General features: G+C 44.8%; 17 protein-coding genes and 1 pseudogene. 14 read left to right on the top strand and 4 right to left on the bottom strand.

Annotation, left to right across the window (positions count from 1 at the left end):
• Window positions 1–56 precede the first annotated feature (56 nt).
• Complete coding sequence (locus P253_RS12860; RefSeq protein WP_016659723.1) at window positions 57–1,022, top strand: hypothetical protein; 966 nt, start codon at window positions 57–59, stop codon at window positions 1,020–1,022.
• Window positions 1,023–1,100: 78 nt separating this feature from the next.
• On the opposite strand, the gene P253_RS12855 is transcribed toward P253_RS12860, so the two are convergent.
• Window positions 1,101–1,721, bottom strand: a complete 621-nt coding sequence (locus tag P253_RS12855; RefSeq protein ID WP_016659722.1) for an LOG family protein — start codon at window positions 1,719–1,721, stop codon at window positions 1,101–1,103.
• 337 nt (window positions 1,722–2,058) lie between these two features.
• Here P253_RS12855 and P253_RS12850 point away from each other — a divergent pair, with 337 nt between their 5' ends.
• The 6 genes from P253_RS12850 (at window position 2,059) to P253_RS12825 (ending at window position 10,658) form a co-directional block, all read left to right on the top strand.
• Window positions 2,059–3,636, top strand: coding sequence for a TerC family protein (locus P253_RS12850; RefSeq protein WP_005181513.1), 1,578 nt, complete (start codon window positions 2,059–2,061; stop codon window positions 3,634–3,636).
• Between the two features lie 79 nt (window positions 3,637–3,715).
• Window positions 3,716–4,183 (top strand): YchJ family protein, encoded by a 468-nt coding sequence (locus P253_RS12845; RefSeq protein ID WP_005181516.1) that lies wholly within the window; start codon window positions 3,716–3,718, stop codon window positions 4,181–4,183.
• 63 nt (window positions 4,184–4,246) lie between these two features.
• Window positions 4,247–4,891 carry a trimeric intracellular cation channel family protein gene (locus P253_RS12840; RefSeq protein ID WP_005181518.1) on the top strand — a complete coding sequence of 215 codons (645 nt, stop codon included), beginning with the start codon at window positions 4,247–4,249 and terminating at the stop codon, window positions 4,889–4,891.
• A gap of 144 nt (window positions 4,892–5,035) precedes the next feature.
• Complete coding sequence (gene niaP / locus P253_RS12835) at window positions 5,036–6,355, top strand: niacin transporter NiaP (protein ID WP_005181520.1); 1,320 nt, start codon at window positions 5,036–5,038, stop codon at window positions 6,353–6,355.
• 257 nt (window positions 6,356–6,612) lie between these two features.
• Entirely contained in the window at window positions 6,613–8,832 is a 2,220-nt protein-coding gene (gene parC, locus P253_RS12830) for a DNA topoisomerase IV subunit A (RefSeq protein ID WP_016659721.1), read from the top strand.
• Window positions 8,833–8,981: 149 nt separating this feature from the next.
• Entirely contained in the window at window positions 8,982–10,658 is a 1,677-nt protein-coding gene (locus P253_RS12825) for a long-chain-fatty-acid--CoA ligase (RefSeq protein WP_016659720.1), read from the top strand.
• Between the two features lie 36 nt (window positions 10,659–10,694).
• Here P253_RS12825 and P253_RS12820 read toward each other — a convergent pair whose 3' ends face one another.
• Complete coding sequence (locus P253_RS12820; protein ID WP_016659719.1) at window positions 10,695–11,081, bottom strand: hypothetical protein; 387 nt, start codon at window positions 11,079–11,081, stop codon at window positions 10,695–10,697.
• A 103-nt stretch (window positions 11,082–11,184) separates the two neighbouring features.
• Here P253_RS12820 and P253_RS12815 point away from each other — a divergent pair, with 103 nt between their 5' ends.
• Both P253_RS12815 and ppa read left to right on the top strand, forming a co-directional pair.
• Window positions 11,185–11,586: an MAPEG family protein gene (locus tag P253_RS12815; protein WP_005181530.1), complete on the top strand. Its 402-nt coding sequence runs from the start codon at window positions 11,185–11,187 to the stop codon at window positions 11,584–11,586.
• Between the two features lie 119 nt (window positions 11,587–11,705).
• Window positions 11,706–12,230 (top strand): inorganic diphosphatase, encoded by a 525-nt coding sequence (ppa, locus tag P253_RS12810; protein ID WP_016659718.1) that lies wholly within the window; start codon window positions 11,706–11,708, stop codon window positions 12,228–12,230.
• Window positions 12,231–12,332: 102 nt separating this feature from the next.
• Here the strand turns inward: ppa and P253_RS12805 are convergent, their stop codons facing one another.
• Entirely contained in the window at window positions 12,333–13,661 is a 1,329-nt protein-coding gene (locus tag P253_RS12805) for an OprD family outer membrane porin (protein ID WP_016659717.1), read from the bottom strand.
• Window positions 13,662–14,419: 758 nt separating this feature from the next.
• Between P253_RS12805 and P253_RS12800 the strand changes: the two genes are divergently transcribed.
• A complete protein-coding gene (locus P253_RS12800; RefSeq protein ID WP_016659716.1) occupies window positions 14,420–15,181 on the top strand; it encodes a TorF family putative porin in 762 nt (253 codons plus the stop codon).
• A 74-nt stretch (window positions 15,182–15,255) separates the two neighbouring features.
• On the opposite strand, the pseudogene P253_RS12795 reads toward P253_RS12800, so the two are convergent.
• Window positions 15,256–15,909, bottom strand: a pseudogene (locus P253_RS12795) (ATP-binding protein); the annotation flags it as partial.
• A gap of 114 nt (window positions 15,910–16,023) precedes the next feature.
• Between P253_RS12795 and P253_RS12790 the strand changes: the two are divergent.
• From P253_RS12790 to P253_RS12775, 4 genes are read left to right on the top strand one after another with little or no spacing between them, the layout of a single operon-like run.
• Window positions 16,024–16,722 (top strand): heteromeric transposase endonuclease subunit TnsA, encoded by a 699-nt coding sequence (locus tag P253_RS12790; protein ID WP_001064759.1) that lies wholly within the window; start codon window positions 16,024–16,026, stop codon window positions 16,720–16,722.
• A complete protein-coding gene (locus tag P253_RS12785) occupies window positions 16,715–18,604 on the top strand; it encodes a Mu transposase C-terminal domain-containing protein (protein ID WP_000999878.1) in 1,890 nt (629 codons plus the stop codon). The genes P253_RS12790 and P253_RS12785 overlap by 8 nt, the downstream gene beginning before the upstream one ends.
• Entirely contained in the window at window positions 18,601–19,452 is an 852-nt protein-coding gene (locus P253_RS12780; RefSeq protein WP_000073961.1) for a TniB family NTP-binding protein, read from the top strand. Before P253_RS12785 ends, P253_RS12780 begins: the two co-directional genes overlap by 4 nt.
• 19 nt (window positions 19,453–19,471) lie before the next feature.
• Window positions 19,472–20,563: a TniQ family protein gene (locus P253_RS12775; protein WP_016659714.1), complete on the top strand. Its 1,092-nt coding sequence runs from the start codon at window positions 19,472–19,474 to the stop codon at window positions 20,561–20,563.
• Window positions 20,564–20,578: the final 15 nt, after the last annotated feature.

The raw sequence follows: 20,578 nt of genomic DNA, 5'->3' as shown, positions 1-20,578 counted from the left end.
CTAATGCCAGCCCAATTGGGGGTGGTGTTCCCTTTTTGAACATAGGCTTTGTTCTTATGACAATTGAACTTTTAATGGTAATCGGCTTCTGTTTGGCGGCCTATTCTATTGTCGGAAATGATGTACCTCAAACCTTAGGGACTTTTATTTCTTCTAACTCCCATCGTCCTTGGTGGGTACTGTGGGTGTATATCAGCAGTATCCTGGTTGTGGTCTTGGTCTATGGCTGGTATGCATCGGGCGTCGGTGATGCCTCTTATGGGCGACTGGAAACCATTCCGTTCCCTGAAGGCGGAATTACCTGGCTGTATATTGTGCCGCCGGTTTTACTGTTGCTACTGACCAAATATGGTATTCCGGTCAGTACCACCTTCCTGGTGTTGACCATCTTCTCTCCTGCGAGCTTGGGCTCGATGATGGTCAAATCCATGATGGGCTATGCCGTGGCCTTCTTGGCGGCGCTGATCATCTATCGTTTTGTGGCCAACAAAATGACGGTGTACTTTAACCAGACCAAAGATCAGGAACATTCGACCAAATGGGTGATTCTACAATGGTTATCTACCGGTTTCCTGTGGAGCCAGTGGCTGATTCAGGATCTGGCCAACATCTTCGTGTATGTGCCGCGTCAGGTACCGTTTGAATTCCTGATGTTTGCCATTACGGTCTTTGTGATCTTGCTGGGGGTTATTCTGTACCAGCGTGGTGGTGCCATCCAGAAGATTGTCGATACCAAAACCGATGTTACCGATGTACGTGCTGCGACCATCGTGGACTTTATCTATGCAATGATCCTGCTGATTTTCAAAGAGTGGAGCAATATCCCGATGAGTACCACCTGGGTATTCCTGGGTCTGTTGGCCGGTCGTGAATTTGCCATCTCAATGATTGTGAACGGGGTCAGCAAATACCGTACCTCACGCAATGTCAGCAAAGATGCGATGAAACTGATGTTTGGTCTGGCCATGTCGGTATTCCTGGCGACTACTTTGCCATGGTTCTATAACCTGATTTCAGGCTAAGCATGGACTGAACATCAAGTACAAAAAAAGCGAGCTTCGGCTCGCTTTTTTCTTTCTGGACTTTTGGGTTCAAGCGCTTTAAATGGCAACGTGCTGTGGGGCATCCAGATTATGTAATGCAGTCAGGATTTCATCGGCATGATTGCAGATAATCAGCTTGGCGCGGTGCTGCGGCGGCAGGAAGCCTTCAGTCACGGCATGGTCAAGTTGGGCAATCAGGGCATCATAGAACCCATTGACGTTATACAGCATCATCGGTTTTTGATGCTGGTTCAACTGGCCCCAGGTGGCAATTTCCAGAATTTCCTCAAAGGTGCCCAGTCCACCCGGCAAGGCCACAAAGGCGCTGGCACGTTCGGCCATGAGGGCTTTACGTTCATGCATGCTGTGTACAATATGCAATTCGGTCAGACGATGATGGGCAATTTCATAATCCAGCATAAATTCCGGAATCACACCTACAGTTTCACCACCGTGATCAACCACGGCATCGGCGACCTGACCCATTAAACCGATACTGGCGCCGCCATAGACCAGACCAAAGCCATTTTCCGCCAGACGGCGTGCCAGTGCCACGGCCTTTTCCTGATACACCGGTTTATTTCCAGAACGTGAGCCGCAATATAAAGCAATTAAAGGTTGTGTTGTTTTAGGAGAGGGATGTTTTAAATTATCAGTCATTTTTACTACGCTATTCATGATTCTTGTTTCACCTTAACATGTTCTTTTTGTCTGCTCTAGCTTATGCAAAAAATATGACAAACAATGCCAGCGCCGTGCAGTGTGATTGCAAAGAATTGTTAAAGCATGCAGCACAACCGTGACCAGGCTAAAAAAAGAGTGATTCTGGCGCCAATCTTTTCTATACTGAAATTGTGTTTGACAACAATAGAACCGTCATGGGTAGTGGACACTATCGCACCATACAACAACAGCCGCTTTTAATCTCTTTTCTTTTTCCCTTTCATTCCCCAGGTTTTGAAACAGCCGGTCTTGGCTGTCGCACAGCCAAAACGATACTCGTGGAGCATCGCCCATGATTTTTGAATGGATGTCTGATCCAGCCGCATGGGTGGGTTTGCTGACCCTGATTATTCTGGAAATTGTGCTAGGTATTGATAACCTGGTGTTTATTGCCATTCTGGCTGAAAAATTACCACCGGAACAGCGTAACGCCGCACGGGTGGTCGGGCTGATTCTGGCTTTGGGCATGCGCCTGATTCTGCTGGCGTCAATTGCCTGGGTGGTGACCCTGACCAATCCGCTGTTCCATATTTTTGATCATCCCTTCTCCGGTCGTGATCTGATCTTGCTGTTTGGTGGAGTGTTCCTGCTGTTTAAAGGCACCATGGAGCTGCGTGAGCGTATTGAAGGCAAGCCGCAGCTGAAAGAAGAAAATCCGGTACACGCCACTTTCTGGATGGTGATTGTGCAGATTGTGGTACTGGATGCGGTGTTCTCGCTCGACAGTGTGATTACCGCGGTGGGTATGGTCAAAGAGCTGTCGGTGATGATGATCGCAGTGATCATTGCCATTGGTATTATGCTCTGGGCCTCTAAACCGCTGATGGACTTTGTTAACAAACATCCAACTGTGGTGATTCTGTGCCTGTGCTTCCTGATGATGATCGGTTTCTCGCTGGTGGTGGAAGGTTTCGGTTATCACATTCCAAAAGGCTATTTATATGCCGCGATTGGTTTCTCGGTGATGATCGAGTTCCTGAACCAGGCCATGCGAAAAAATCAGGAAAAAATGGTCACCACCACTGACCTGCGTTATCGCACTGCTTCCGCGGTGATGCGGATGCTCGGCGGCAAACCGAACGGGCCGGAACCAGAGCATCCAAGTCCGGAAGAAGTGTTGGCCACACGTGCTTTTGCCGATGAAGTCTTTGCCGAAGAGAACAGCGTCTACCATACCGTGATGGTGCAGGGCGTACTCAGTCTGGCCGAGCGTCCGGTAAAATCGGTGATGACTCCGCGACCGGAACTGGAATGGCTGGATTTAGATGAAGACCAGGACAGCATTCAGGCCCAGCTGATGAATACCTCGCATTCACGTTTAATTGTGGTACATGGCGAGCTGGACAATATTGCCGGGGTGGTGCTGACCCATAAGGTCATGAATGAATTTATTGAAACCGGTGTGCTGGATTTTGAAAAACATCTACGCGAACCGGTGATTGTGCATGAAAATGCGCAGGTATTGATGGTGATGGAACAGCTACGTCAGGCGCCGCTGCAAATGGCAATTGTGCTGAACGAATATGGCTCGATTGAAGGTGTGGTCACGCCCATTGATGTGCTGGAAGCCATTGCCGGTGAATTTCCGGATGAAGATACCCTCGACGCGGTTGCAGAAACCCTGGAAGATGGCAGCCTGATGCTGGATGGCTCGACCGATATCCGCCATGTCTCGTTATTGCTCGGTCGTGATCTGGTCAATGAGCTGGAAGAATATTCGACCCTGTCGGGTTATATCCTGTTCCATCTCGGCCGTTTGCCGGAAAATGGCCAACGTCTGCTGGCTGATGATCATATTTTTGAAGTGGTCACCATGGACGGGCATAAAATCGAGAAGGTGCATGTGCTGCCACAGCCGCCAGCCGAGTAGCACTCAGAATATTCCTGTTTTCCGATTCAGTTCCGTTAAAATAGCCTGCATTGTCAGGCTATTTTTTTGGAAAATATTTATGTCAGAACAGCCTTGTCCTTGTGGCGCTGGGTTTTATCACAGTTGTTGCCAGCCTTTGCATTTAGGTCAGCAGCAGGCCCAAACTGCCGCTCAGCTAATGCGTTCACGCTATAGTGCCTTTGCCTTGCAGCAGATTGATTATATTGTCAAAACCACCGCACTTGGTCAGCAGCAGGCTCTGGATGTGGCCGCTATTCGGGACTGGAGCAGCGCCAACCAGTGGTTAAAACTGGAAATCGTAAGTGCTCAGGAAAAGCTGGACAAAAGCCATGCCCAGGTCGAATTCAAGGCCTATTATCAGGATGGCAACCAGCCGCAGATACATCATGAAGTGTCGCATTTCGTCAAACATCAGGGTGTGTGGTATTTTCTTGATCCGACCACCGATCAGCAGATCACCATGAAACAGCCCTGTATCTGCGGTTCGGGCAAGAAATTTAAGCAATGTTGTGCGCAATTTTTATAACATTTGCCGTATTTTCGCTTATGATAACGCGCATCAATTCCCCTAGTGAAAGAAGGGCAGTTCATGTTGCTGTTGGTCATTTATATTATTGCCATTACTGCAGAAGCAATGACAGGTGCATTGTCGGCAGGACGGCGAAGCATGGACTGGTTCGGGGTGACCCTGATTGCCTGTGTCACCGCACTGGGCGGCGGCTCGGTACGTGATGTATTGCTGGGCCATTATCCTTTAACCTGGGTCAAGCATCCGGAATATCTGGTCCTGACCTGCGCGGCAGCCTTTGTCACCATTTTAATTGCCAAATGGATGCGCCATCTGCGTTCCATCTTCCTGGTGCTGGATGCCTTGGGCCTGATTGGCTTTACCATTATTGGCTGCCAGATTGCGCTGGAAATGGGCCACGGTTTTGTGGTGTCGGCGGTGGCCGGTGTGCTGACCGGCGTCTCGGGCGGGATTCTGCGTGATATTCTGTGTAATGATGTGCCGCTGGTGTTCCGCCGTGAGCTGTATGCCAGTATCTCTTTTGTGTCGGTGATCTGCTATTGGGTCTGTATTGAAATTGGCCTGTCGCTAGAACTAACTGTTATCGCCACGCTGATTTTTGGTTTTACCTTACGTTTAATTGCGATCTATTTTGGTCTGGAAATGCCAAAATTCATTTATAAGGATGATGATGAGCAGTCGGCCTCATCCAAAGATGCCTCCTAGCCACAAATCTCCTATAAATTAAACGGCATGACCGCTATCTAGATAGCGGTCATTGTCTTTAAAATCAAAGCTGATTGCTGTTGTCATAACAATAACCAGGCGCGCCATCCGCGTTTTCCTCTCCACCCTGTCAGAGCGTTTATTATGGATCTAGTTTCTCGTGTACAACGCTTACCGATTGGTAAGTTCCACTATACCTTGCTATGGGTCATCGGACTGGGCTGGATGTTTGATGCCATGGATACCGGTTTAATCTCCTTTATTCTGGCCAAAATGGCGGAAGACTGGCAAATGAGCCCGGCAGAAAAAGGCTGGGTGGTGTCAATTGGTTTTGTTGGCATGGCCATTGGTGCGGTGTTCTCCGGCGGGTTGGCCGACCGGATTGGGCGTAAAACCGTATTTGCCACGACCCTGGTGATTTATAGCCTGGCCACAGCGGCCTGTGCCTTTGCCCCAAATTTAAGCTGGTTACTGTTTTTCCGCTTTATTGTCGGTTTAGGGCTGGGCGGGCAGTTGCCGGTTGCGGTGACTTTGGTCAGTGAATATATTCCGGCGCATGTGCGGGGCCGTTTTATTGTGCTGCTGGAAAGCTTCTGGGGGCTGGGCTGGCTCTGTGCGGCGCTGGTGTCTTATTTTGTGATTCCGACCTTTGACTGGCATATGGCCTTTTTAATTGGTGGTTTGCCGGCGCTCTATGCCTGGGTCATCTGGAAAAAAGTACCGGAATCGGTGCCGTATTTGATTAACCGCGGCCGGGTCGAAGAAGCGCACAAACTAGTACAAAGTCTGGAACGCCGCTGCGGGGTCGAGGTGATTGAACAGCTGGAAGTAAAACCGGTGGCCGCCAAACAGAATATTTCTTTTGCCCAGCTGTGGTCGGGGCCATTTGCGCGTCGTACCCTCATGCTGTGGCTGATCTGGTTCGGCATTGTCTATTCCTATTATGGCATTTTTACCTGGCTGCCAAGTCTGCTGGTCAAGGAAGGCTATACCATTGTGCAGTCCTTTGAATATGTGCTGATCATGATTCTGGCGCAGTTGCCGGGCTATATTGCGGCGGCCTGGCTGGTGGAAAAACTTGGCCGTAAAGCCACACTGGCCGGCTTTATTGGGCTGTGTGCGGTATCGGCCTACTTCTTTGGACAGGCCAGCAGCGTCGGCATGATTGTGTTCTGGGGGTGTCTGATGTCGTTCTTTAATTTAGGCGCCTGGGGTGTGCTGTATACCTATACACCGGAACAGTATCCAACCAATATCCGTGCCTTTGGTTCCGGCTGGGCTTCGGCGGTGGGCCGTATGGGCGGCATTGTTGCGCCTTTGGTGGTGACCCAGATGATGGTGATGCACAACGGCTTTAGCTATGTATTTATGATGTTTACCGCGGTGCTGCTGGCCGTGGCACTGGTGATTGTGTTGCTGGGTGAAGAAACTCGCGGCAAGACCCTGGAGTCGATTGGTTTATAAGCAGCCGCTTATACAGATAATTCAAGATGCGCTGGCTATTGTGCCGGCGCATCTTTTTTATTTCTGGAATATGTTTTTCAACGTGCAGTCAGGCTTGTGCATTTTTCAGTTGATTGACGCGCCTAAAATGGATATTTTTACGCCATAAGACATAAATTGTCGCAGAGTGTGATCGGCTACCCTTGTGCTGGCCGCGGCTGCGGCATAGCATAAGAACGTCAAAACTATAACGCATTAATTTAGGATTACAGGTTGTTATGACAAGCCTCGCGCATCATGCGACAGAAAACCGTTCCGTAGCAGAATTTACTGAACAAGCATATCTCAGCTATGCCATGTACGTGATTATGGACCGTGCATTGCCTCATATCAGCGATGGCCTGAAACCGGTACAGCGCCGTATCGTCTATGCCATGAGCGAGCTGGGTCTCAAGCCAAGCAGTAAACCAAAGAAATCTGCGCGTACGGTCGGTGATGTGCTGGGTAAGTACCATCCGCATGGTGACTCGGCCTGTTATGAAGCGATGGTGCTAATGGCGCAGCCGTTTAGCTATCGTTATCCATTTATTGAAGGGCAGGGCAACTGGGGCTCACCGGATGATCCAAAATCCTTTGCTGCAATGCGTTATACCGAAGCCAAATTATCCGCATATAGTGACCTGTTACTGTCTGAACTGGGGCAAGGCACCTGTGACTGGCAGGATAACTTTGATGGTTCCCTAAAAGAGCCAGTGACCTTGCCGGCGCGGGTTCCAAATATCCTGCTCAATGGCACCACCGGCATTGCCGTGGGCATGGCCACCGATATTCCGCCACACAACTTGCGTGAAATCATTAAAGGCACCATCGCCCTGATCCGTAATCCGAATTTAAGCGATAGCAAGGTTGCAGAATATATTCCTGGTCCGGATTTACCGACCCGGGCTGAAGTGATTACCCCGCCAGATGAACTGTTAAAGATTCAGACCACCGGACGCGGCAGCTATCGTATGCGCGCGGTGTATACCATTGAAAAAAATGAAATTGTTATCAGTGATTTGCCGTATCAGGTGTCTGGCTCAAAAGTCATTACCCAGATTGCCGACCAGATGCAGGCCAAAAAACTGCCGCTGGTGACCGATGTACGGGATGAATCGGACCATAAAAATCCGACCCGACTGGTGATTGTGCTGCGTTCCAACCGGATTGATGCCGATGCGGTGATGAGCCATCTGTTCGCGACCACCGATCTGGAATCGAGCTATCGGGTCAACATGAACATGATTGGTGCCGATGGTCGTCCACAGGTGAAGTCGATTCGCCAGATTTTATTGGAATGGATCGAGATTCGTAAACATACCGTCACACGCCGCCTGCAATATCATCTGAACAAGATTGAAAAACGCCTGCATATTCTGGCCGGCTTGCTGATTGCCTATTTAGACATTGATACCGTGATCCGGATTATCCGCGAAGAAGATCATCCCAAAGCAGAGCTGATGGCGCACTTTGGTATTGATGAGATTCAGGCTGAAGCCATTTTGGAACTCAAGTTGCGCCATCTGGCCCGACTGGAAGAAATGGAAATCCGTCGCGAACAGGAAGAACTCGAGGCCAAAGCTGCCACAATTCGTGAACAGTTGGCCAATCCGGAATCATTAAAAAACCTGATTATTACGGAGTTAAAAGACGACGCCAAAAAGTTTGGTGATGACCGCCGTTCACCAATCGTGCAGCGCGCTGAAGCCACTGCCATTAATGAACAGGACATGCTGCCGGCTGATCCGGTAACCGTGGTGCTGTCTGAAGCTGGCTGGATTCGCTGTGCCAAAGGCCATGATGTCGATGCCGAAAACCTGAATTTCCGCGCTGGTGACCAGTATTTAAGTCACGCCCAAGGCAAATCCAACCAGCGTGCCTATGTGCTGGATGACACTGGACGCAGTTATGGTGTGGCCATTAACAGCCTGCCATCGGCGCGTGGTTTGGGTGAACCGCTCAGTTCACGTTTATCACCGGCCAGCGGGGTCGGCTTTAAACAGGTGTTTGTGGCAGAAGATCAGGCTGAAATTCTGGTCATGAGCAGCAAAGGTTATGGCTTTAAAACCCAAGCCAAACAGCTGGATACCAATGCCAAAGCCGGTAAGGCTTTCCTGAGCCTGTCTGAAGGCGCCAGCGTGATGAATCTGCAAACTATTGAGCAGTTCAGTCATGTTGCGCTACTCAGTTCTGCCGGCCGTTTACTGATTGTTGATCTGGCAGAATTACCGGTGCTGAATAAAGGTAAAGGTAATAAATTGATACAACTTGAACCGAAAGATCAGATTGTATCCATGACAATGCTAAATTTAGATGAAATAATTCAAGTGTTTGCAGGACAACAGCAGTTAAAATTAAAAGGTGATGACTTGCAGAAGTATATCGGTAAGAGAGGAACTAAGGGACAGCTTTTACCACGGGGATATCAAAAAGCAAATAAACTGTTGATTCAGAGATAAGACTAGCGTTGTTTACATAAAATACGTTATATATGAATCGAATTCGTGAAAATGGATCCACTGCTGTACATAAACAAGCCAAAAAATGAAGTGCGGCAGTGTATAAAACAGTTGAATACTAAGGATTACTGATTGGAGAGATTGGCATTATGGAAAAAATTTGGTTTGAAGAATACCGAAAGACAGGGATTCCAGAAACTGTAGAGTTGCCACCGGAGAATACGTCACTGGTTGATATCTTTGAACGTAATTTCCAGAAGTTTGGTTCACGTGATGCCTTTATCTTTATGGATAAAGTGCTGACCTTTGCTGAACTGGAAGAAGCAAGCCGCAAATTTGCAAGCTATTTGCAAGGTCTGGGCTTGGCCAAAGGCACACGTGTTGCAGTGATGATGCCAAACGTTCTTCAATATCCAGTGGTGGCGTTGGGTGTATTCCGTGCCGGTCTGGTGCTGGTGAATGTAAACCCGCTGTATACCTCACGTGAACTTGAGCATCAGTTAAATGACTCTGGCGCAGAAGTGCTGGTGATTATTGAAAACTTCGCTTCTGTATATCAGGCGATTCTGGGTAAAACCCCAGTCAAGCACGTCGTGGTTGCCTCTGTAGGTGACATGCTGGGCACCCTAAAAGGTACGTTGGTGAACTTTGTCTTACGCTCAGTGCGTAAACAGATTCCGGCGTGGGATCTTCCGGGCCATGTCAAGTTCAATGCGGCCATGTCGAAAGCCAATGTCAGCAACTACAAGCGTCCAAACCTGACCCTAAGCGATACGGCAGTACTGCAATATACTGGTGGTACGACAGGGGTATCTAAAGGTGCAGAATTAACGCATCGCAACCTTGTGGCAAACATGCTGCAATGCGATGGTATTTTCCAAAGTAAATTTGGTGCGCAAGATGGTCAGCCAGATGACCGTATTTTCTGTGCATTGCCGCTGTATCACATTTTTGCATTTATGGTGTGCGCGCTTTACGGGATGTATAAAGGTCAGGCAAACGTATTGATTCCAAACCCGCGTGACTTACCTGCGGTAATGAAAGAATTACGCAAATATCAACCAACTTTCTTCCCTGCGGTGAACACCTTATTCAATGCACTTGTGAACAATGAAGAGTTTAAACAGCTTGATCACAGCCGATTGAAAATGGCGATGGGCGGCGGTATGGCTGTATTACCATCTACAGCGGAAGCCTGGAAAAAAGTGACTGGCACCAACATCATTGAGGGTTACGGTTTATCTGAAACTTCACCGGTGGCTACCGCGAACCCGCCAGCGTCTGAAGCCTTCAGTGGCACCATTGGTATTCCATTGCCATTAACTGAAGTGGCAATTCTGGATGATGCCGGCAATGAAGTAGCATTGGGCGAGCAGGGTGAAATTTCAATCCGTGGTCCACAAGTCATGAAAGGCTATTGGAACCGTCCAGATGAAACCGACAAAGTGATGATTAATGGTTTCTTCCGTACAGGTGACATTGGTGTTATGGATTCACGAGGCTATGTGAAAATTGTAGACCGTAAAAAAGACATGATTTTGGTATCTGGCTTTAACGTTTATCCTTCTGAAATTGAAGAAGTCGTGGCGAAACATCCAAAAGTACTGGAAGTGGCTGCAATTGGTGTACCAGATGAAAAATCAGGTGAAGTGCCAAAACTGTTTGTGGTGAAGAAAGACCCTTCATTGACGACTGAAGAAGTTCTGGCATTTGCGAAAGAAAACCTGACCGGTTATAAACGCCCACGTTATGTTGAATTTATGGATGAATTACCAAAATCTAACGTAGGCAAAATCCTGCGTAAAGACCTACGTAAGACTGCATAAATTCTGCAATAAGAAAAGCGCCTAAGGGCGCTTTTTTTAATTCTCTTTTTTCATTAGCCAGCGGTCGAAGTAAGGACGTCCGACTCCCATCACCCCGAGGAAAATAAACATCGAACCAAACTGACGGCTAAAACCGGAGGAATGGAAGCTGCCATAACTTAAAATATTATCAATCAGGCAATACACCAGAATTACGGTCACCCAGTGCCATAAAGGCAGACGTTTAATTCCCACCGCATACAGGGCCACCCACAGCACCACAAAGGTAAACAGGGTCGACCAGATATTCAGGTTGGAACAGATGACCGTTAATAAAAAGGCCACAATGGGAATCACAATTTTTAAGGCCCGATCGACTTGCAGCTGATGCTGGCGCTGTTTTTCAAGTACATCGAACATTTCTTTTTGATCAGGATTGACCATCATGAATCCTACACAATGAATAAAAACACCCTATTTAACAAAATTTATGCTTAAAACACCATGCTATGATAAAGTTTTGAAGAATTCCGATGAGAAAAAATAGATGCAAAGTATTAGTGGAATCGTCTATCTGATTCTGATCGCCTGCCTGTTGCCTTATTTATTTGCGGTGATTGCAAAAATGGCTGGCGGCTTTAAATCTGAAGATAATCAAAATCCACGTTCTTTTTTAGCCAATACCACCGGTCTGGCGGCACGTGCCAATGCTGCACAGCAAAACAGCTTTGAAAGTCTGCCGCTGTTTATTGCCGCCATTTTACTGGCCGAATATATGGTGATTCCGCAGTTTATCATTATGACTTTCGGCATTGCCTATCTGGTGTTTCGTCTGCTGTACGGCCTGTGTTATCTGGCCAACTGGGCGACATTGCGCTCGATTATCTGGCTATTATCGTTACTGTGCCCGATCTGTTTATTGCTGCTGGTGATTAAACTGACCGCGTGATTGCACAGCAAAATATCTATTTTTATGTCATGAATGTATAATCGCGAAGTCATTAATAGCCGAAAACCGTTATAATTGACGCGGTTTTAAAAAGATTTAACTTGTTTAAGAGTGATGCTATGAGCTACAGCAATATCCCTGCGGGTAAAGATGCACCAAATGATATCTATGTAATCATTGAAATTCCTGCTAATGCAGCGCCAATCAAATACGAAATTGACAAAGATTCTGATGCATTATTTGTAGACCGTTTTATGGGTACAGCAATGTTCTACCCAGCAAACTACGGTTATGTGCCAAATACCTTATCTGAAGATGGTGACCCATTAGACGTATTGGTGGTAACACCACATCCGGTTGAACCAGGTTCAGTAATTCGTTGCCGCCCGGTCGGTAAATTGAACATGGAAGATGATGGTGGTATTGATGCGAAACTGATCGCGGTACCGCACGACAAATTGACCCCAATTTACAAAGATGTGAAAGAATATACCGACCTTCCACCATTATTGATTCAACAGGTTGAACACTTCTTTGCCCACTATAAAGATTTAGAGCCAGGCAAATGGGTGAAATTGACCGGTTGGGAAGGCGCAGAGGTTGCCAAAGCTGAAGTATTAAAAGCGATTGAAGCTGCAAAATAATACGGCTTTTCCCCCCTCACTGATCTGTTTTGTTTAGTGAGGACGCCATAAAAAAACCTGCACAGTGTGCAGGTTTTTTTGATTTAAACCATCGTCAGGACATTAGAATAATTTCACCGGGATGTCTAACCAGATACGCCATTCATTTGTTGAGCTGATAGCATTACTTACATAGTTGTCAGAAGCATTATTGTAAGTATCACTTGCGCGCAAGTATGAGTGACGTAAGCGTAAGTTTGCATCTTTGAATGCACCAGATTGAACCGTATATTTCACTTGGTTAAAGAATTCATGTTCTTCAGCTTGGTCGATAATTTGTGCTGGATTATTTATTTCGGCTACATCAATATCCCAACCATAAACGAATGCTGTTGTCCAGTTTAGACCTGGAAGACCATGGTTTTTAAAATTATAGTTGTACTGTAAGCCAACAGATTTTTCATCGTTACCCTTAAAGTCGGATAAGTATGAGTTTGGTACATAAATGCTTTGTAGACCATCTGCGTTGTAAGCATAGTCGTAACCTATGTTGCCCGCATTATCTTGGTACGCAAGCATCAAATTGTGTGCGTCCCTGTTATAGCTTGCAGATACACCCCAAATCGAGTTAGTCAATTCTTCAGTTTCACTGCGTGGATCAGTTGTTTCTGCTCCAACTTTCCATTTGGTATTGTAACCCATTGCATCTAAAGTTACGCTCGCACCACTTGCTGTATGGAAGCTATAATTCACATTCCCATAGTGACGATCTAATTTATCTTTAACGTCTACCCCATAATAAGAGGCATTAACTTGGTCGTTAAACTTGTATTTCGCGCCCCAGAAAATAGCACTGTCCAAATTTTGTTGGTCTGAGCTGATGTCATTTGACCATTGGTTTTTAGTGAATTTACCACCGATTAACGTCAAGTCTTTAATTTCGTTACTTTCAATATAAAGACCAGTGTAGTACTCAGGGGTTAAACGAGCAGTATTACTTGCAATTACTGGAATTTCAGATACTTGCGTACCATATTTAGCCGTTGTGTTTGATACGCGTGCTTTGACATAAGCACCACCACGTGCCCAATGATCATAGGCATCTTTAGTTCCATCGGCATTATCTTGACTATGCGTTGGGATCATTTGGTTGCCAGTATGCCCATTTTTACCGAGTTTAAATGAAGCGTCACCAATGATACCTGCACCAAAACCAACAATACCTTTGGTAAAGCCAGAATCTAATTTTACGATTGCAGTTTGGGCTGCAGAGCTTGTATCGTTTGTTAGTCCATCTTTTTTATCACGATTCAAATAACCTGTACGGAATAAAACTGAACCTTCTGCATCTTCAACAAAGCCTTTAGATTCACTTTGTTCGCTAGCAACAGCTGTAGAAATTAAAGCAGCTTGTACCAGGACTGCTAATGTTAATTTTTTCGCGTTTAGCATTGGGAGAGAGCCTCATCCAGAATGTTATGTTTCAATTTGTTTAAAAAGAACCCAGAAACCGGAAGAATTTTATAGGGAATTTGTAAAAAAGATACCGTTTTATCCATTTTTCTTTGAGAAAAATGCAAACGCTAGCGTATACAGTTTCAATCCTTGCTCTTGTAAAACACCCTTCCTGGGTCATATTGCAGAAAATTTGCTTCTCAAAACAGGAAGGCAATTTTCGCGCTTTAATGTACTGTGTTTATACTTTTTATTCAAAAAATAATTTGTGATTTTACGGTTTTAGACAGTGTGAAGATGTGGGAAATTTGGCACTTTGCTGGGAGTAGAACGTACATAAAAGATTTATCTCGCTGAATTTTTTATGCATTTCGTTGAAGCTATGATTAGGACTATCTCATGCATCAGTGCATTCTAGTGGAATGCAAGATTGCACTTTTTTTAAGCAGCAAAAAGCTTTTGAATGATTAAGCGACTCAAAATAGCGCATGATGTAAGCAAATATAAATGATCTGGTTTATCTCCCAACGCAGCGAAAGGATCAGCACATCAGTGGGATTGAAAAAGTATCATGCTGTTCTTAAGTTTTTATCTGATATTAAAAGTTTATATAAAATAATAGGTTGAAACTAGTTAAAAGAAAATTGAAATTATTCTTTTTGAACAGATGCCAGTGTTGGCATAGGGATTGCTATCTCCTGTGTGAGTGAAACAAATACACAAAAGCATTGAAATATGCAGCAGGGGATCAAACAATGAAATTTTCTATCAAAACACTTTCACTGGCGCTTGTTGCCGTAACTGCCAGCTTCAGCGTGGCTGCAGCAGAAGACATTTCGGCATCTGCTTTATCGTTTAGCGGTACTGCAGCGCTGACTTCAGATTACCGTTATCGTGGTCTGACCCAAACCTTTAATGATCCTGCAGTACAGGCCGGTTTCGTGCTGTCACATGCATCTGGTGTATATGCCGGGGTGTGGGGCTCGAATGTCGATTTCGGCGGTACGGCCCATTTAGAGCTGGACCCGTATATCGGCTATGCCACAACCTTAGATGGATTTGCGAGCAAGCCATTACTGGATGTGGGCTTATGGTACTACGCTTATCCAAGTGAAAGTGATTTAAACTGGTTAGAAGCCTATGCAAAACTTGGCTTTAATGATGTGCTGGTCAAAGATGCCAGCTTGCTCACCGCAGTGAACTACAGCAATGACTTTTTAGGCGCAGATTTAGATGCCTGGTATTTCAATGCTACCTATAGCGTGCCTTTTGGTGCGACCGGTTTTGGTGGAGTGGCGGCTTTAGGCTATACCGTGGCAGATGAAGAGATTTTTGGTGATGATGACAGTTATGTGGACTGGAAATTGGGCGTAACTTATGCCTTTGCCGGTGTTGAAGGCTTAACTGCAGAACTGGCTGCGGTGGGTTCAGATATTGACTATGGTCCAGGCACACCCGATGCGGTTGAACGTGGCGTAGAAACAGGCGCAGTCGTGACATTGACCAAGGCATTCTAATTTAAGGCTTCACATTGAAAAAATAGCCCATTTGAAATGGGCTATTTTTTTATGCTTGTTTTTAATGATGCGTTTTATGGGCTGGACTGCGCCCGATAAGACAGCGCTTCCGATAAATGAGCAGTTTGAATCTCGCTACTTTCGGCCAAATCGGCAATACTGCGCGCCACTCTTAAGATCCGATGATAGGCGCGAGCCGACAGGTTTAAGCGCTGCTGGGCCAGATCCATCATGTTCTGTGCTGGTGTGGCTAAGGCAGCAAACTGTTCCAGCTGTTTTGGACTTAAGTTCATATTCAGCATACCTTGGCGTTGCATTTGCCGTTCATAGGCCTGAATCACCCGCTGGCGAACCGTATCTGAGTTTTCCACCGCAGTTTTATCATGTAACTCATGGGCCTGTAATGGTGGTACATCAATATGCAAATCAATCCGGTCCAGGAGTGGGCCAGAAATCCGGTTCTGGTAGCGTTTAATACTTTCTGCGGAACATTGGCAGCGAATATCCTGATTAAACGCATAGCCACACGGGCAGGGGTTCATCGCGGCAATCAGCTGGAAACTGGCCGGAAAGGTAATCTGCCGCGATGCCCGGGAAATTACAATTTCCTTGGATTCCAAGGGCTGCCGCAATACTTCCAGCACTTTACGGTCAAACTCCGGCAGTTCATCTAAAAACAGCACACCTAAATGGGCCAGGGTAATTTCGCCCGGTTTTGGATGTGAGCCACTGTTATTTACAAAGAACTATGCGACAATATAAGCTAGGGTCAAAGACTTAGACCACCTTTTATAAAGAACTATGCGACAAATTTTATAAAGAACTATGCAACGGAACCTAGAATGAACAATCAATCATGCGACACCGTTAACATCGTACCAGCTCGAAGAAAAATTGGTAATACACGTATCAGTGTATCTGGTTTATATCCTTTTAAAAAAGATTCCGCAGTTGCCTTTGAATCAACTCTTGAACGGGATTTCCTTATTCGATTAGAGGTTGATCCCAATGTTCTTGCTGTTGAGTCTCAACCATTTACCATTGAGTATTTTGATAATGGACAGAAACGAGTTTACACCCCTGACTACCTAGTAACTTATAAGCATAATGATTTTATTCCATTTATTGCACCTAAACTGGTTGAAGTAAAACCTACAGATGAATTGCAACTTAATTTGCATCTATGGAAAGCTAGATATCGTGCTGCCATGAGGGTATGCAAAGAAGAGGGTTGGAAATTTCATATTGCACATGAGGGGCGTATTCGGGACCAGTTATGGTCGAATGCCATGTTTTTACAAAAGTACCGAAAGATGGAATTTCCCCCTGCTGATTCAAAGCACTTATTGGATTATGTGAGAGATCGAGGAGCAGTAACTTTTGAGACTCTATTAGCCAGACATTTTCTTGGAAAATGGGACAGAGCCAATGGAATTAGTCAAATCTGGTATTTAGTTGCTCATGGTTATCTGGTTTGCGATTTAAGTATGCCTTTACAGCCATCTACTGAACTTTGGGTAAATGGGAGTTGTCATGAATGATAGACGTGTGAATATCAAAATAGCTGCTGGGGAGCCGGTTCAGATAAAAGGGATTCCCCATACGATTATTGAAGTCATTGACCTAAAATCGGTTTTTGTTGAAAACAATAATACTGGCAGGAAAAGTATCGCGGCTATCAGTGAATTAAGGCCATCAATAGCTGTGGAACAGTATGAAGATCTAGAGCTCATCGCTGATAAAGACTGGATTGAGGCTGAAAGACGTTTCAACATCATCCGACCTTTCATTGAGGGAGGCGTGAGTGGTCGTAAGGAAGTAGAGTTACGAGCCCAAGAACATGATATTAATCCAGCCACTATCTATAGATGGTTAAAAATCTATAAGGCATATGGAACTATTGATGGATTGCGGCCCAGAAAAGAGGGATTGCCACAAGGCAAGAAGATAATTAATAAACATGCTGAAGCAATCATTGAAAAAGCCATCAAGGATTTATACCTAACTAATCAAAGAATAAGTGTTCAAAAAGTTGTACTTGAAGTGAAACGCTTATGTCATGAATACCATATCCTAGAGGTGCCTCATGCCAATACAGTAAGAAATCGTATTGCAGCGATTAGCCAGAGAGACTCTCTTCGTAAGAGGGGACATAAGGAAAAGGCCGATAACAAATTTACACCTGCCGCAGGGAAATTCCCTCATGCTGATTATCCACTTGCCGTCGTACAGATTGACCATACGCCTGTTGATCTTATTCTGGTTGATGATTTTAGCAGGTGTCCTATAGGACGACCTTTTCTTACGTTGGCAATTGATGTGCGTTCAAGGGTAGTTGTGGGATATTACTTATCATTAGATGCCCCCTCTGTTATGTCTATTGCAATGAGCGTTTCTCAAGCTGTACTGCCCAAAGAGAAATGGCTAGCTTCGCGCAAGATTCAAGCTGAATGGCCTGTCTGGGGAATTATGAACACCATTCATGTCGATAATGGACCTGAGTTTCACTCAGAAACTTTCAGAAATGCTTGTATGGCACATGATATTCGTCTGGAATACCGACCAGTTAAAAAACCACGTTTTGGCGGGCACATTGAACGTTTGATGGGAACATTTGCAACCGATATTCACGCAGTTCCAGGAACAACTTTTTCAAATATTTTTGAAAGAAAAGGCTATAACTCAGATGCGGAAGCAGTTTTCACATTCTCCGAATTTGAGGACTGGCTGATTGATTTTATCTGTAATGTTTACCACAAAAGGAAACACTCTGCTTTAGGTACTTCTCCACTACATGCTTTTGAGTTAGGTATCTTTGGTGATAAAAACACGTTAGGTTCTGGGGCTGCTAGATTGCCTGCAAATGATCATAATTTCTTTCTTGATTTTCTACCAAGTTTTGAAAGGACGATTCAAACAACAGGTGTAACAATTGATGGTCTTGCTTATTATGCTGATGTACTAAGAGGTTGGATTAATGCTGTAGACCCTGATAATCAAAAGGAAAAACGTAAATTTATCTTTAGGCGTGATCCAAGAAATATTAGTGAGATATGGTTCTTTGATCCCGAAATCAAAAATTATTTTAAGGTTCCTTTAGCGGATCAAAGTATTCCACCATTTAGTATTTGGGAACACAAAAAGATTCAGGAACTGAAAAAGGAAACTGGCGAATATCTAAAAGATCATGAACTTGGACAGGCTCTAGCTAAACTTCGGGAGCGTGTTCAGGAGGCAAGTACTAAAACTCGACGGGCTCGCAGATCACATCAGCGCAGTACCCAACATCAACAGAGTGTTAACCCTGCTTCAATTCAGGGCAAAAAACCTCAACAAGAGAGTACGATTTTGGAGCAACAGCTTGAAAACGTATATGGTTTATTGCCTCTCGATGAGCTGGAAAATGATGAGGATATTTCATGAGTAACTATTCACATGTTTTTCAAGAGTTTCGCCCTATTGTGGAACAGTCTAATGAGGACAGACTCTACTTCCTGGAAGAGGACCGATGGATTGGGTATCCAGCAGCCAATGACTTGTTAGACCAATTGAAAGGATTCCTGACACTTCCTAAGCGGAGCCGTATGCCCAACTTACTGGTATTGAGTAAGCCAAATAATGGTAAAACCTCAATTATTAACCAGTTCTTTAAGCTGTATGGGGAGGGTTATGTCAATGCAGAAAATAATGCAGTAAAACCTGTAATCATTGTACAGGCACCTGTTTCCCCTGATGAAAAAGCTCTGTATATGGCTATTCTTGATAAGTTCTGGGTTCCTTTTCGAGAAAGAGATCCCGTTGCGAAGCTACGTTACCAAGTGGTCCATTGCCTTAAACTTTATGAGGTAAAGCTCCTCATTATCGACGAAATGAATTCTCTATTATGTGGCAGTCCGATTAAGCAAAGAACAGTAATGAATGCGATTAAGTATTTGTGTAATGAAACACAGATACCCATTGTTGGGTTTGGTACAGAAGAAGCAATTAGTGTTCTGCGTACTGATCCACAGCATGTCAGCCGTTTTCGTGTGGTTAATTTGCCCTTATGGAAACTAGATAAAGACTTTCAAGCTATGGTAAATAAATTTGAGAAAGTTCTTCCCCTCAAACAGGCTTCAAAACTGGCTGAACCAGCAACAGTAAAATATCTGCATGATATTACAGATGGAAACTTAGGTAATCTGCGAACGATTTTACGGGACGCCGCAAAGAAAGCTGTTGTTTCTGGTCAGGAGTTTATCGACCGTAGCTTGCTAGAAAGTGTGAAATAAGCAATGTGGAGGACTAGGTATGATAAGTGCAACAGAAATCCATTCATGGTTTATTCCCACGGACTTAAAGCAAGATGAGGCATTATCTTCTTGGTTGATACGTGCCGCACTTGACAGTGGTTGTGACCCATTAAGTTTAACTGGAGTACTTTGGCCCAAATGGCGAATCTGGTCTGTAGATGTAGATCGTGGTTTAAGTGCAGAGCAAGTACAGGTATTGATCAATACGACAAAAATTGATGAAAGCCAATTTAATTCTGCTACGCTTCGCAATTTTTTAATTAAATATAATCTGGATAATCAAACTCTTGATGCATGGTACTTGGTATTAGGTACAAGAAACCGTAAGCATCGAGGTGGCTGGCAATATTGTCCTGAGTGTCTATCTGAGGATAATGTTGCCTATTTCCGTCTGCCTTGGCGTTTTGCCTGGCATACAGGTTGTATAAAACATAATCAGCATTTACATGATCAATGTCCTCATTGCCATAATGCTATTCAACCTAGACGTCTTGAAGCCCCTGATCAGGTTATGACTTGCTGTTCAATATGTAAAAAAAGTCTATTGGAGGTTAATAAAAGCCTTGTGGATTGTCATGCCTTGGCATTCCAAAAAATCTTTGATCAATTCCTGGAACAAGGCTGTGCAACCTATCAAGACAAGTTGATTTCAGTAACTGATTGGTTAACGGTGATTAAGTTATTTTCACAATTTATTAGAAAAGCTTTAGCTGGCTCAGTAAATGGAAAAGGATGGGCTTTTCTTGAACAACTCAGAATTCAGGTGCCCCATCCTGAGCTTATATCGAATGGATTGGCTGTTAACCAACTTCCAGTTACCGAGAGAGAACGGCTATTTTCCTGTATTTATCAATTACTCATTATTCCCCAGGAAAAGTTTATTGAAACAGCAAAATCTTTAAATATGAACAGGTCTTCATTTTGGGATAAGAGAAACCAGTTGCCAGACATATTAAGGCCTGTTGAAGAACAATTAGGCTCGATTTATCGGAACTACCCTCCAAAGAGAGCATTGGTAGCTACCTTTAAACCTAAAAGTAAGGAGACTGTAATACGCAAGTTTTTAAGATTAAAAAGAAAACTAGGGTAACTTTTGGGGGGACAA

The organism is Acinetobacter indicus CIP 110367 (genome assembly GCF_000488255.1).
Taxonomy (GTDB): domain Bacteria; phylum Pseudomonadota; class Gammaproteobacteria; order Pseudomonadales; family Moraxellaceae; genus Acinetobacter; species Acinetobacter indicus.
The sequence above is the reverse complement of the archived record's forward strand: the minus strand, read 5'-3'. Positions and strand labels throughout refer to the sequence as shown.